Source organism: Orientia tsutsugamushi (genome assembly GCF_900327275.1).
GTDB lineage: Bacteria > Pseudomonadota > Alphaproteobacteria > Rickettsiales > Rickettsiaceae > Orientia > Orientia tsutsugamushi.
Genome location: NZ_LS398548.1, coordinates 1,441,869 through 1,456,450 on the forward strand (window position 1 = coordinate 1,441,869; position 14,582 = coordinate 1,456,450).

Here is a 14,582-nt window from a genome sequence, read left to right on the forward strand (position 1 = left end):
TTATGTAAGATGCTTAAAGATAGAGATGTATTATCTAAACCTATTATAACAGAGATTTACAATAGAGCTTTGTTTTTACTGCAAACTGAAGATGCAAGATACAATAGATTGCAGTTTGATGCTAGAGGCTTAGCAACAATTTTATATCAATTTGCAAAGTTAAACTATGTTATAGGTTGGGAGTTTATTGAGGCTTGGACAAATAAAGCTATAAATCTAATGGATGAGTTTAACCCTCAGGAGTTAGCTAATTCTATATGGGCATTAGGACGGTTAGAAATTCATCCATCAGATCAATTCATTAATGCTTGGACAAATAAAGCTATAAATCTAATGGATGAGTTTAACCCTCAAAATTTAGCCAATTCCATATGGGCATTAGGACGGTTAGAAATTCATCCATCAGATCAATTCATTAATGCTTGGATACATCACGCTACTAAAACTATTGATAACTTTAATACTCAAGGGTTGGCTAATTCTATATGGGCATTAGGACGGTTAGAAATTCATCCATCAGACCAATTTATTAAGGCTTGGATACATCATGCTACTAAAACTATTGATAACTTTAATACTCAAGGGTTAGCTAATTCCATATGGGCATTAGGACAGTTAGAAATTCATCCATCATATCAATTCATTAAGGCTTGGATACATCATGCTACTAAAACTATTGATAACTTTAATACTCAAAATTTAGCTAATTCCATATGGGCATTAGGACAGTTAGAAATTCATCCATCATATCAATTCATTCAAGCTTGGATACATCATGCTACTAAAACTATTGATAACTTTAGTCTTCAAGAGTTAGCTAATTCTATTTATGGAATATTCACATTAAATGTTTTATGTAACTCTAAAATTAAAGTACCACAGCAATTTATTTCTGCTGTTAATCAAAATATTGAACTGTTTGATGAAAATATTGAAGATATTGGTCAAATTTTAAAAGCGCATTATTATTTTGGTAAACAAGGTGTAGGAATATTAACTTCACAAAATCGTCAACTTCTTGAAAAAAAGTTTAAAACCAAATTAACACCTTGTCATACTTCAAATTTACAACTAAATGTTCTGAAGGTAGTCAAAAAAGTATTAGCACAACACACTGTTAAAAGCGAGTATTATATTAAGCAGATTACTTCTAGTGTTGATATCTTTATTAAAGAGAAAAATACAGTAATTCAAGTAGATGGCCCATCCCATTTTGATGACAATAATGCTCCCAATTTTTCAACTAGGCTTAATACTGAATTATTGAAAAGTTATGGATACTTAGTACATAGAATTCCATATTGGGTTTGGAATAAGTTAAAAACAAATATTGCCAAAGAAGAATATATATGTGAATTGATATGCACTGATGAATTTGTTTCTCAATCAGAGACGTTAGAGGAGGTGTTCTATGATGCACAAGAGAATATACCAGAGCAATCAACAAGCGAAATTTTACCTCATTCTGAATCACAAATATCAGATGATGTATTTTATGATGCGTACGAATATATTCCACAAGATCCATTAACACATGACTCTTCATTTCATTATGACATGCAAGCATTAGGCAACATATGTTCTTCTGATTTTGAGACATGTAGTTTGTAACCCTTTTTACAAAAACTTAGCAAGCTTTTGATGCGAATGTATGCTAGAAAAATATGAGTTCTATATATAGCGGAAGGCATAACTATAGTTACATTATAATATTGCCAAATTTAGAATACCTACTTTATAGTGCAACTTCACTGTACCAACTGGACCATTACGGTGTTTAGCAACAATTATTTCAGCAGTGTTATAACATTTATTTTGTTTTGTAACCCATTCTGTGTATTCTGGAGTACCTGGATCTGGTTCTGATCTAGACAAGTAATATTCGTCCCGATATATAAGCATTACAATATCAGCATCTTGTTCAATGGAGCCTGATTCTCGTAGATCTGATAGTAGAGGCTTTTTATCTGACCTTTGTTCTACAGCTCTAGATAATTGAGATAATGCAATGACTGGAATATTGAGCTCTTTAGCAAGAGCTTTTAAGCTCTGAGTAATTTCAGAAATCTCCTGTACTCGATTATACTGACTTCCTCTGTTATCAATTTTTATTAGCTGTAAATAATCAATAAATAATATTGCTAAATTATGAGTACGTTTAAGTCTACGAGCTCGAGATCTAATTGCAGATATCGAGATTGCTGGAGCATCATCTATAAAAAAATTCCACTTTTGTATTTCATTTTGTACAGTCTTCAACTTATCAACATCTTGTTCATCTATTTTACCGTTAAATAATGCAGAGCTATTAATTTCTGATTCTATAGAAAGAATTCGAGTAGAGATTTGCTGAGATGACATTTCTAAAGAAAAGAATCCAACTGATGGCACTACATTATCTTTAGTATTTTTTTTAGTAAGAAAATATTTACAAGCATTTATTGCTAAGTTAACTCCTAAAGCAGTTTTACCCATTGATGGTCTGCCAGCTAATATTATTAGGTCAGAATTTTTAAATCCTCCAAGCTTTGAATCAAGGTCAAGTAGTCCACTACTAATACCGTTAATAGAGTTTTTATTTTTAATAGCAGATGAAATTGATGTCCATGATTCTTCAATTGAAGTTTGTAATTTTGTAAATCCTTTACTTAAAGTTCCTCTTGCACCTAGATCATATAATTGAGATTCAGCAGTTTCGATCTGAGTTATAGCTAAATCTGCTAAAGTAGAAGAATATGCATTTGTTACTATTTTTTCTCCAATTTCAATTAAATAACGCCGCAGCGCAAGGTCATATACTATTTTGCCGTACTCATTAACATTAACTATACTTAATGCTAAAGTTGTAAGTTTAGCTAGATAATCCACTCCACCTATTTCATCAAATGTGAGTTCATTGCCTAGCATATTTTTGAGCGAAATTACAGTAGCGCTAATTCCTTTACTAATAATGAGATTAATTGACTTGTATATTTTGCCATGTAATGGTTCATAAAAATGTTCTGGCAGTAAAAATTCGTTAATGTTATATAGCGCACGATTGTTAATCAGAATTGCTCCAAGTATCATTTGCTCTGCTTGAATATTATTTGGAGCAATCTTTGCAAGATCTTTTTCCATATCACTCTTTAAATTTTATTAAAATTACTAAACTTAACTAACTCGAAAGAAAATCCCTGAGCTTTAAAAGAGGACTCAAGATCTTTCAGATAGTTCTCTCTGATGTAACTATTTTCAAATTCTGTTTTTGCTTTGATGAATATTTTTTTGTTAATAAGATATTCTATAGGAAAAATTGGTCTTCTAAGGCAGATAGTATAAGTATGAAGATTTATATAGGTTTGGCATAATGATTTTTGTCAACCTTTTGTCAACCTTTTGCATAAAAATTTGATGGTAATTTGTAAAAAAATTATTTTCTAAAAAACCTACTATAGCTGTATTTTTGGAGATGAAAAATGCGCCCTGTAGTATTCGATTTTTTAACCAATGGTTGTAATTTTGTTAAAAATAATAGTAACAATAATGACACAATATTTTATAACTTTATTGGAAATATCATTCCACCAGAATGGAGAAAGCTAACTGGAGATAATGGAAAAGCATTAAGTAAAACATCTAAACAGCTTTTATCATTCATAGTATTTAGACTACATATCTATTACAACAAAGATATAGATGAATTACAGGAAAGTTATCAGCTTTATGAAGATAAGCTGAATGTTGGTCAAAGAAGAGTTAGGCAATGCTTAGTAGAATTAAGAGATGCAGGTTTTATTGAAATTGAAAATAGGACAATCATTAAAGACAATCTTAAGTTACGTAATGTCCCTTGCATAAAAATTCTGAAAAATTTTCAGCACTATAGCGAAAAAGGAAAAGAAGAAAATATAGCCTTACCAGAAAAAAAATTTCGTCCCAACCTGAAAGAAATTTCAGGTCAACCTGAAACTTTTTTCAGGGACATATATAGATATATAAAAAAATCTAAAATATCTAGATCTACTGAAGGTGAGTTAGTAGAGAATAAAAAAAATGAAAATGAAGAACAAAATTTTCAAAATGTTGATGATTTTGAAAATGATATACAGACTTCAACTAAAAATTGCAATCAAGACATTAAATCACTAATAACAAAGATTCTCAAGTCTTCGAATGGTAAAAAAGAATGGTTCAAAAGGTACAGGCTAGAAGACTTTTACCCACTAACACCAGAAGATGTAGTTACACTGCAACATAAGTCTGATAGAGGCTTTAACATATACTTTATCAACAAATTGCTATTAAAGCTAGCAGATCGATATTCAAATTATCATTTTGGCTGTAAGGCATCAGTTCTAAACTATATAGCACAAGCGTTAGCAAATGAATTACGAACTACTGATCAGGCAAATAGCATCAACCGTAGATTTGATAACGTAGAAAAATCTAATAAGGAAAAATATCTTACTCAAATTGAAACAAGCGCAAATCTTAGTAAGGAAAGTCAGTTGAAGCATAAAATTGCTGGTTCTTTTGAAGCAGCTATGGCTTATCAAATTTTGACTTCTTGTAGTTTTGGGCCAGCAGTTCGAACTAGGTTTTTTGTTAAGTTGCTTAAAAATATCACACTAACAGAATGTGATAGATCAAAGATATTACAAGCTGTACAAGATGTATATGGATACGAAATTCAAGAATTGCAAGTTACACCATTTGAGCAACCTACAACTGTTTCACAGAAACAAATCAATGAAGAAGAGTATCTCTTGAATATCAGTAAACAACTGGGCTCTAACTCGACTTGGTACAAAGTACGAGAATCTTTAGTTACATGTTATGGTCAAGCTATCGGTAAATCATGGTTTAGCAAATTAGAAGTTATAAATGAAGATAGTGTTAACAAAAAAATATTCATCAAAGCAAAAACAGAATTTGAAGATAGTTACATCAGAGAGAACTATCTGAAAGATCTTGAGTCCTCTTTTAAAGCTCAAGGATTTTCTTTCGAGTTAGTTAAGCTTAGTAATTTTAATAAAATTTAAAGGGTGATATGGAAAAAGATCTTGCAAAGATTGCTCCAAGTAATATTCAGGCAGAGCAAATGATACTTGGGGCAATTCTGATTAACAATCGTGCGCTATATAACATTAACGAATTTTTACTGCCGGAACATTTTTATGAACCATTACATGGCAAAATATACAAGTCAATTAATCTCATTATTAGTAAAGGAATTAGTGCTACTGTAATTTCGCTCAAAAATATGCTAGGCAATGAACCCTCATTTGATGAAATAGGTGGAGTAGATTATCTAGCTAAACTTACAACTTTAGCATTAAGTATAGTTAATGTTAATGAGTACGGCAAAATAGTATATGACCTTGCGCTGCGGCGTTATTTAATTGAAATTGGAGAAAAAATAGTAACAAATGCGTATTCTTCTACTTTAGCAGATTTAGCTATAAGTCAGATCGAAACTGCTGAATCTCAATTATATGATCTAGGTGCAAGAGGAACTTTAAGTAAAGGATTTACAAAATTACAAACTTCAATTGAAGAATCATGGACATCAATTTCATCTGCTATTAAAAATAAAAACTCTATTAACGGTATTAGTAGTGGACTACTTGACCTTGATTCAAAGCTTGGAGGATTTAAAAATTCTGACCTAATAATATTAGCTGGCAGACCTTCAATGGGTAAAACTGCTTTAGGAGTTAACTTAGCAATAAATGCTTGTAAATATTTTCTTACTCAAAAAAATACTAAAGATAATGTAGTACCATCAGTTGGATTCTTTTCTTTAGAAATGTCATCTCAGCAAATCTCTACTCGAATTCTTTCTATAGAATCTGAAATTAATAGCTCTGCATTATTTAACGGTAAAATAGGTGAACAAGATGTTGATAAGTTGAAGACTGTACAAGATGAAATACAAAAGTGGAATTTTTTTATAGATGATGCTCCGGCAATCTCAATATCTGCAATTAGATCTCGAGCTCGTAGACTTAAACGTACACATAATTTAGCAATATTATTTATTGATTATTTACAGCTAATAAAAATTGATTCCAGAGGAAGTCAGTATAATCGAGTACAGGAGATTTCTGAAATTACTCAGAGCTTAAAAGCTCTTGCAAAAGAACTTAATATTCCAGTAATTGCATTATCTCAATTGTCTAGAGCTGTAGAACAAAGGACAGATAAAAAGCCTATTCTCTCAGATCTACGAGAATCAGGTTCAATTGAACAGGATGCAGATATTGTAATGCTCATATATCGGGACGAATATTATCTATCTAGATCAGAACCAGATCCAGGTACTCGAGAACACATAGAATGGAAAGCTAGACAAAATAAATGTTATAACACTGCTGAAATAATTGTTGCTAAACACCGTAATGGTCCGGTTGGTACAGTGAAGTTGCACTATAATAGTAGGTATTCTAAATTTGGCAATATTGTTAAAAACTATCAGCAAGCTTAATAAACACTAGATTATGCATAAGATGAAAAAATGCTGGTCCAAAAAAAAAATTACAGCAAAATTTTACTCATTAACACCAGAGATATGCAACGTAAGGTTAGTTTTAGCATCGTGATAACTGAATTCAAAAAATTTATAATTTAATTTGCTTCTTTTCCAGTTTTTATCTGGGATTGGAGTATACAAAAAGTTTAAATTATGGTATAATTTATTAATAACCATTTGGAGGTGGCCAATGATAGATTTTTATAGTGAGAGCTTAATAAATAAGCTGTTCAGAACCAACATAAGATTTAACACCAAAATTGATCTTGATAAAGTTGAAAGAGCAATAAAATATGCTAAAAAATATCATGGTCAGCAAAAGAGAGATACTGGAGAACTCTACTACACACATCCATTAGAAGTAGCGTACATGGTATCAGACTACAGCTCTGAAACAGATACAATTATTACTGCAATACTACATGATACCATCGAAGACACAACACTAACTAAAGAAAGAATAAGGTACGAATTTGGTGCTAATATTGCAGAACAGGTTTCAGACCTTACCAGAGTTAGGGATAATAAGAAAATCAGTGCTATGGAAATGATACAAATATTACGCAGCCAAAATAAAACAGAACTATTACTGATCAAACTTTTTGATAGATTCCATAATATTACAACTATATTCATCAAACCTCCTCACAAAAGGCAAGAAATAATATTTGAAACTCAGCAAGAATTTATAGCTCTTGCTGAATACCTTAAACTACCAGAGATAGGAGAACGCTTAAGCGAATATTGTAAACTTCATGCTAGTTAAAATGTAGTAAATAATTGAGAATGAAAGGATTAAATATATGATATTAAAATCTAAGACTAAGTATACCTTACATAGCGCTATTCAAGATGGTGATATTAAAAAAGTGAAGCAGCTTATTAATAAGGATAGTACACTTGTCAATTCAAAATATAAAGACGGTACTACAGCTTTATCTGTAGCTTTGAAATATAAGAATCTACCTATTGCCGAGATTTTACTAAGCAATGGAGCTAACGTAAACGCACAAGATAATGATGGGCATACTGCTTTACATCTCGTTGTTGACACAATTCAAGTATATTATGAATTTTTCGAAAAATATCCTACCTATTGCAATGATCATATAGCATTACTGCTAAAATATAATGCTGATGTAAATATCGAGAATAATCAAGGTAATACACCTTTATCTGATGCTGTTGAATGCAGATGTGTAGAACCTTTAGCAATTATGCTAAAACATAATTCTACTGGTGTTAATAAAAAATATGATGAAGGAGAAACACTACTACATATTGCTGTTCGTAATAAAATCATAGATATTATACAGCTTTTGATTGATTATGGAGCAGATATTGATGCAAAAGATGATAACGGCATGACTACTATAGATTATGCTGCTAAAAGCGGTAATGCAGATATATTCAACTTTCTAACGGAACAATGGGTCCCATGGTATTAGGTTTCAACAGATAGCTAATATGTTAATGCTAATAAAGAGAAGTTAATATGAATGTTTTGAAATCACTTTTACAACCGTGTTATGCTGTTGTAATGCTAATATCTGTTGTATTATTTTCACCATCGATATGTACAGCAAATAATAATATAAAATTCAATTCTTCTAAAGTTAGTGTTGATACTTCACAATTCTATATAAAATTTTCAACTGGTATTGCTACTAACTACGACACATTAGAAGCTGGAATTGGTTATAGATTAGATCGGCACAGAATGGATGTAAGATTAGGATTTATGTGTCATCACAACTGTAGAGATAACTTTGTTCAAGGAAATTATTATTACAATATAATTGAAGGTAACAAAGCATCAATTGTTGTTACAGGTGGCCTAGTATCAGTTCTCAAGTCTTATAGTGATATTGGAGTAGACTTGGGAGTTGGTACAACAATAAACTTATCAAGAGATACATATTTAGACATTGAATGTAGCACAATTGCTAACTATAGACCACTTCCTATTCATATACGATTTGGATTGCGGGTTCACATTTAATAACTAGCAAGTTTTATAGTTAGTAATGATTAGCTCATTAACAGGATTGCGTTGTTCATTGATTGAGTATACGACTGTAACGGTATTGATATTAAAATCTTTGTATAAGTCTCTAATAAAGGCAGTATTATTATTTGAGATCATAATCTTAACACCTTTATTTGTTAATTCTTGGACAAAATCCCGTAATCTAATTTGATCTTTTTCATCAAATGGAAGTCTAGTATAGAACCTTTCTCCAGATTTATGATAAGGAGGATCAAAATAAACAAAGTCATTTTGTTGAGGCTCTATAAATGAAAAATCTGTAGCATAAATTGATACACCATGTAGAAGGTTGCTGCATTGGTTTATTCTAGATGCAATGTGGAGTTTAATGTAGCATTCACCAGAAAATGTTTGAGCAGATTGTCCGTTTTTGTAGACTCTATAAATTCCTCTAAAAGAATATTTATTAAGATATATAAATTTTGCGGTAATTTCATTCGGATTATTACTATATTTGTTTTTAACTTTATAATAATAATCCTTCGAATGATGTTTGTGATATAAACTCAGTAATCTATTGACCTCATTAGGATTATTTTTAACAGCATTATAGCTAGTAATTAAATCGAGATTGATGTCAGACAAAAAACATTGTTTAAAAAGATGCCTAACTTGAAAAAATAAAGCACCTCCACCAAGGAATGGTTCATAGTAATTATAGTGTGGACCTTGAGGAAGATGTTCTATTAATTTATTAACAATTCTTCGTTTACTACCAATCCAATGAAGAAAAGGCTTAGACTTATTAGCAACAGCTACTGACACATGAAGTTTAATTAATTTCTGTTAGTTGAATCTCTATTGAGATTATACCAGAAAACAGCTTGTAATGCTAGTAATAATAACGCTTACAAGACTTTTTATGTATCCTTTTTGAATAAGATTTATTATTGATTATAACCATAAGTAAGGAATGTAATAATTTTACATCAACATTAGATTATTATGCAAAAATTTAACCTAAAAATTAAAAGATTTTAATAGACTAATAAAAATTATAATGCTACTCTATACCTTATATTATCTAGGTTTCAAAACTTTGATGATAATGATCTGAAGATTAAATAAAACAAAGGGTTGAACTTTTGGAATTAATCTTCAGAAACCATTTTTTAAACAAAAACAGTAGGGGAATTCTATGCCTATTGAAGACGAAGGTCAAAATAAAATCAATAAATTAACCGAAAAATTATCTACAGAGGGAATTAATAGCACAACAATAAAACAAATAGACGCTGAATTGCAAAAACTATACTGTCAGCTAGAGGAATCTGGGCAAGTAAGCATAAAACTCATAGATTGGATACAATATTTTAGGCGAATCGTAAATAACTATGATAAAAAAAAGGTAAATATAATAGCTTCTCTAAATGGAATAATTTTTTTATTTAGACAATACATAGCATCAACAAATATAAGGATTGAAACATTTAATATAGAACCGCTAATAAATAATACTGTTATCAGAATGAGGGAACATTTTGAAAATGAGAATATAAAGCTAAATGTTCAAAATGACATAAAGACGGTTCTGATTGGAGATAGTTTTCGAATAAAAGCAGTAATAAGTCAGTTAATTGGTAGTGCTATTATAAATAGCAGCAAAAATAGCAAGATTACTATTAACCTCAATCAGTATTCAGAAATATTACAATTTACAGTACAAAACATAGGACTAAGCACTTCTAAAGAAAAATTAGAAAGAATAAATGCTGAACTAGAGAATACGAATTTGGTAATGTATCAAGAACTAGGAGAAGGATTAGCATTTATAAAACATCTTACACATCAGATGAAAGGAAATCTACGAGTGAAAGAGCGCAATAATTATGTAACTTTTTCATTTGATGTACCAACAATAGTTTGAATTATTCTTTAGGAGAATGCTATGAAAGAAAAGAAGAAAACAATTAACCAATGGATGGTACAAATTCCTCCAATACCAATTAAGTTGGTGAATGGAGAGAGTGAGAATATCGATGAATATATGGAAATAATAACAAAGCTAAGAAAAGCGAAGTATCAGGTCGAGGTAGCTGAATCATTGAAAGAATATTGTACAGATTTAATACAGGAGATTAAATATAGATTTAATATTGCAACGAGTGAAATTGCAAGGCTAGCAAGCGAGATCATGTTAAATGATTCGGAAAATAAAGATAAGCTGAAAACAATATTAAATCGATCAACAAATCTTCAAGAGTACTGTAATGATGTAGTTTACACGCTTAGAAGCGAAATTGAGAATGAAAATTTATGTTTAAAAAAATTTAGCATACAAAAGCTAGTAAAGAATGCCGTTAGGCGACTAGAAGACATTGCAAAAGAGAAAGATATAAAAATCAATTACAATTTTCAGTACAAAATGAAGGATATTGTGATTGGAAATAGTGATCATTTACAGGCTATATTAAGTCAATTAATAGGAAGCGTCATTAGATTTAATCACAGCTGCCAGGTTATAATTACAGTTCATTTGTTTACTGTAAAAAATTATATAAAAAGCGATAACATACTACAATTTAGAATACACGATACAGGAAGCGGTATTTCAAAAGAAAAATTAGGGAATATAAAAGCTAAATTAGCTGATTTTGAATTGGTACGAGACTATCCGCTAATGCTGGAATCAGGATTATGGTTTGTAAATTACCTTATTAATCAACTTAATGGAGAAATGGAAATAGAAAGCGAAAAAGACAAGTTTACAACCATTACTTGCAATATTCCAGTACAACTTTTTTAATCAAATTAATTCGCTTCTTTCCCAGTTTTTATCTGGGATTGAAGTATATAAAAAGTTTAATTTATTGTATAATTTATTAAAGATTATTTAGAGATGAAAAATGATAGACTTTTATAGCGAAAGCTTACTAAATAAGCTGTTTGAAACCAACGTAAGATTTGACACTAAAATTGATCTTGATAAAGTTGAAAAAGCAATATTTTATGCTAAAAAATATCATGGTCAGCAAAAGAGAGATACAGGAGAACTATACTACACACATCCATTAGAAGTAGCTTATATGGTTGCATACTACAGCTTTGAAACAGATACGATTATTACAGCAATACTACATGATACCATCGAAGACACAACACTAACTAAAGAAAAAATAGGTCAAGAATTTGGTCATAATATTGCAGAACAGGTTTCAGATCTCACCAGGATTAAGGATAATAAAAAAATCAGTTCTAGAGAAATGATTCAAACATTTTATAGACAAAATAAAACAGAACTATTATTAATTAAGCTTTTCGACCGATTCCATAATATTCAGACTGTATCAATAAAACCTTATGAAAAAAGACAAGAAATCATACTAGAAACGCAGCAAGAATTTATACCTCTTGCTGAATATCTTAAACTACAAGAAATTGCTATAGAGCTAAATAAATACTGTGAGCTTTATACTACCAAATAAGCTAAAGTTTAATAGGTGGTTAATGTAGTGAATTGCAGAAATTAAAATTCAATAAGAGAATGTTCATATAAGTTATTTTGTTGTATAATTTAAAAAGAATAGAAAATATGAAAAACATATGCATTTATCAAGATTTCTAGATCCAAAGAATGATGTAGCATTTAAAAAGATATTTGGATCAGAAAAAAACAAGGACATACTAATACATTTTCTGAACGATATATTATTGTTTGAAGGAAATAGAGCAATAACAGAAGTAGAGTTTTTAGGAACGATATTAGATGCAGACATAGCGTCTAAAAAAGAATCAATAGTAGATGTTTTGTGTAAAGATAAAAACGGTGCGCAATATATAATAGAAATGCAAGTAGATCCTACACAAGGATTTGAAAAAAGAGCACAGTATTATGCAGCAAAAGCATATGGCAGGCAACCAAATAGAGGAAAAGAAGGAAAATACTCAGACCTAAAGGAAGTTATATTTATAGCTATAGCAGATTATAAATTGTTTCCAAATAAAGAAGACTATATATCAAGGCATGTAATATTGGATAAAAAGACATATGAGCATGATCTAAAGGACTTTTCATTTACCTTTATAGAATTACCAAAATTTAAAAAAGATAAAGTGGAAGAGTTGAATAATATAACAGAGAAGTGGTGCTATTTTTTTAAACATGCAAAAGAAACAACATTAGATGGATATAATAAAATAATAGGCGAAGATTTAATAATAAAAAGAGCGTATGAGGCATTAGATCAGTTTAATTGGAGTGAAGACGAACTAATAACCTATGAACAAGAGTTAAAGCGTATATGGGATAATAAAGCAGTCGAAGATTATAAACTCGAACGCGCTAAAGCTGAAGGTAAAGCTGAAGGCATAAAGCTCGGTGAGGCTAAAGGTAAAGCTGAAGGTAAAGCTGAAGGTATAAAGCTCGGTGAAGCTAAAGGTAAAGCTGAAGGTAAAGCTGAAGGTAAAGCTGAAGGCATAAAGCTCGGTGAAGCTAAAGGTAAAGCTGAAGCAAAAAAAGATTTGGCAATAAAATTATTGAAATCTGAATTATCAGTTGAGACAATTGCTGAATATACGGATTTATCAATACAAGAAGTATTAAATTTAAAAAATAGTGTAAAATAATAAGAAATATACAACACGAAATCTTACTTTTGATGTGTTGTATGCTACTTCTATTAGATGCTTTATATCACACTACAAGTTCTATACTATACTAAACATTGAGAAGCCTATTCTTTGGCCTCAATGTCCTTAACATGGCCGCACCATTCTTGACTTATGAACATGCGACTCTGTACCTTGATTCTAAAAATTAATCAGTTATGATGCGGAGATTGCTTTTTTTAATTTTTTTTGCAAGTTCATTTGCTAACTGGTATGCGTACACATTATCAGGATCATATTTGATAGCCAGGTTATAACTTTCCATTGCTTCTTGATGTCGCCCCAATTCATTCAAAGCAATTCCTTTATTATTGTAAGTGTATGAAACATCTGGTTTATACTTAATAGCCAAATCAAAATTCTCTATTGCCTCTTGATATTGTTTAAGTGTACATAAAGCAGCTCCTTTACTATTGTAAGCGTCTGCATAATTTGGTCTATATCGAATAGCTTGATCATAATTTTCAATTGCTTCTAGTAGCTTTTCAAGATTTTTCAAAGCATTTCCTTTAGCATGATAAGCTAGTGCAAAATCTGGTTTATACTTAATAGCTATATCATAATTTTTAATTGCCTCTTGATGGTGCCCTAATTCATTCAAAGCAATTCCTTTATTAATATAAGCTTCTACCAAATCTGGTTTATACTTAATAGCTATATCATAATTTTTAATCGCCTCTTGATGGTGCCCTAATGCCTTCAAAGACTCTCCTTTATTAACATAAGCTTCTACCAAATCTGGTTTATACTTAATAGCTACATCATAATTTTTTATTGCCTCTTGATGGTGTCCAAGTTCGCATAAAGAAACTCCTCTATTAATATAAATACCTAGATTAGTTGAATCATATTGAATAGCTTGATCATAATTTTTAATTGCTTCCTGATATTGTCCTAATTCGTCTAAAGATATTCCTTTATTAACATAAGCCTCTGCATCATCTGGTCTGTATCGAATAGCAGTATCAAAATTCTTTATTGCTTCCTGATGTTGTCCTAATTCCTTTAAAACAATTCCTTTACTCATATAAAAGTCTGCATCATTTGGATTGTATTGAATAGCAGTATCAAAATTCTTTATTGCTTCTTGATATTGACCTAACTCTTGAAAAGTTATTCCTTTAGCATAATAAGCTTCTGCCAAATCTGGTTTATATCGAATAGTAGTATCAAAAATTTCAATTGCCTTTTGATATTGTCCCAATTCCTTTAAAGCAATTCCTTTATTAATATAAGCTTCTATACAATCTGGATTACACTTAATAGCTACATCATAATTTTTAATTGCTTTTTGATATTTTCCCAACTTAAGAAATGAATTTCCTTTATTAAAATATTTGTCTGCTAGCATATCTTTACCCTAAAATTAAATACTGTTATATGAGCAGATTATTTTGATGCAACAGATGT

Annotated in this window: 12 protein-coding genes and 2 pseudogenes; 10 read left to right on the forward strand and 4 right to left on the reverse strand. The window is 30.3% G+C overall.

Annotated elements, in window-relative coordinates; all coding sequences use genetic code 11:
• Window positions 1-9 precede the first annotated feature (9 nt).
• Entirely contained in the window at window positions 10-1,611 is a 1,602-nt protein-coding gene (locus tag DK405_RS07580) for an RAP domain-containing protein (RefSeq protein WP_231967712.1), read from the forward strand.
• 88 nt (window positions 1,612-1,699) lie between these two features.
• Here the strand turns inward: DK405_RS07580 and DK405_RS07585 are convergent.
• Together DK405_RS07585 and DK405_RS16200 are read right to left on the reverse strand one after the other, a co-directional pair.
• A pseudogene (locus DK405_RS07585) lies at window positions 1,700-3,120 on the reverse strand (replicative DNA helicase).
• 8 nt (window positions 3,121-3,128) lie between these two features.
• Window positions 3,129-3,275, reverse strand: a pseudogene (locus tag DK405_RS16200) (DnaA N-terminal domain-containing protein); the annotation flags it as partial.
• 183 nt (window positions 3,276-3,458) lie between these two features.
• On the opposite strand from DK405_RS16200, the gene DK405_RS07595 reads away from it, so the two are divergent.
• The 5 genes from DK405_RS07595 (at window position 3,459) to DK405_RS07615 (ending at window position 8,516) form a co-directional block, all read left to right on the forward strand.
• Complete coding sequence (locus DK405_RS07595) at window positions 3,459-5,024, forward strand: DnaA N-terminal domain-containing protein (protein WP_109510648.1); 1,566 nt, start codon at window positions 3,459-3,461, stop codon at window positions 5,022-5,024.
• An 8-nt stretch (window positions 5,025-5,032) separates the two neighbouring features.
• Complete coding sequence (locus DK405_RS07600) at window positions 5,033-6,469, forward strand: replicative DNA helicase (protein ID WP_108839488.1); 1,437 nt, start codon at window positions 5,033-5,035, stop codon at window positions 6,467-6,469.
• 235 nt (window positions 6,470-6,704) lie between these two features.
• Window positions 6,705-7,280 carry an HD domain-containing protein gene (locus DK405_RS07605; protein WP_064613103.1) on the forward strand — a complete coding sequence of 192 codons (576 nt, stop codon included), beginning with the start codon at window positions 6,705-6,707 and terminating at the stop codon, window positions 7,278-7,280.
• A gap of 37 nt (window positions 7,281-7,317) precedes the next feature.
• Window positions 7,318-7,962 (forward strand): ankyrin repeat domain-containing protein, encoded by a 645-nt coding sequence (locus tag DK405_RS07610; protein ID WP_064613100.1) that lies wholly within the window; start codon window positions 7,318-7,320, stop codon window positions 7,960-7,962.
• 47 nt (window positions 7,963-8,009) lie between these two features.
• A complete protein-coding gene (locus DK405_RS07615) occupies window positions 8,010-8,516 on the forward strand; it encodes a hypothetical protein (RefSeq protein ID WP_064613098.1) in 507 nt (168 codons plus the stop codon).
• Between the two features lie 3 nt (window positions 8,517-8,519).
• On the opposite strand, the gene DK405_RS07620 is transcribed toward DK405_RS07615, so the two are convergent.
• Window positions 8,520-9,329, reverse strand: a complete 810-nt coding sequence (locus tag DK405_RS07620; protein ID WP_045917470.1) for a DNA adenine methylase — start codon at window positions 9,327-9,329, stop codon at window positions 8,520-8,522.
• 373 nt (window positions 9,330-9,702) lie between these two features.
• Here DK405_RS07620 and DK405_RS07625 point away from each other — a divergent pair, with 373 nt between their 5' ends.
• The 4 genes from DK405_RS07625 to DK405_RS07640 all read left to right on the forward strand — a co-directional run bounded on the left by DK405_RS07625 (window position 9,703) and on the right by DK405_RS07640 (window position 13,130).
• The gene (locus DK405_RS07625; protein WP_064613096.1) at window positions 9,703-10,431 is read left to right on the forward strand and encodes an ATP-binding protein; all 729 of its coding nucleotides are present in this window, start codon (window positions 9,703-9,705) and stop codon (window positions 10,429-10,431) included.
• A gap of 21 nt (window positions 10,432-10,452) precedes the next feature.
• A complete protein-coding gene (locus tag DK405_RS07630; protein ID WP_064613094.1) occupies window positions 10,453-11,310 on the forward strand; it encodes a sensor histidine kinase in 858 nt (285 codons plus the stop codon).
• 100 nt (window positions 11,311-11,410) lie between these two features.
• Complete coding sequence (locus DK405_RS07635) at window positions 11,411-11,989, forward strand: HD domain-containing protein (protein WP_045915533.1); 579 nt, start codon at window positions 11,411-11,413, stop codon at window positions 11,987-11,989.
• 118 nt (window positions 11,990-12,107) lie between these two features.
• Window positions 12,108-13,130: an Rpn family recombination-promoting nuclease/putative transposase gene (locus DK405_RS07640; RefSeq protein WP_064613092.1), complete on the forward strand. Its 1,023-nt coding sequence runs from the start codon at window positions 12,108-12,110 to the stop codon at window positions 13,128-13,130.
• A 190-nt stretch (window positions 13,131-13,320) separates the two neighbouring features.
• Here DK405_RS07640 and DK405_RS07645 read toward each other — a convergent pair whose 3' ends face one another.
• On the reverse strand, window positions 13,321-14,523 hold the full coding sequence (locus DK405_RS07645; protein ID WP_064613090.1) for a tetratricopeptide repeat protein: 1,203 nt from the start codon (window positions 14,521-14,523) through the stop codon (window positions 13,321-13,323).
• Window positions 14,524-14,582 lie beyond the last annotated feature (59 nt).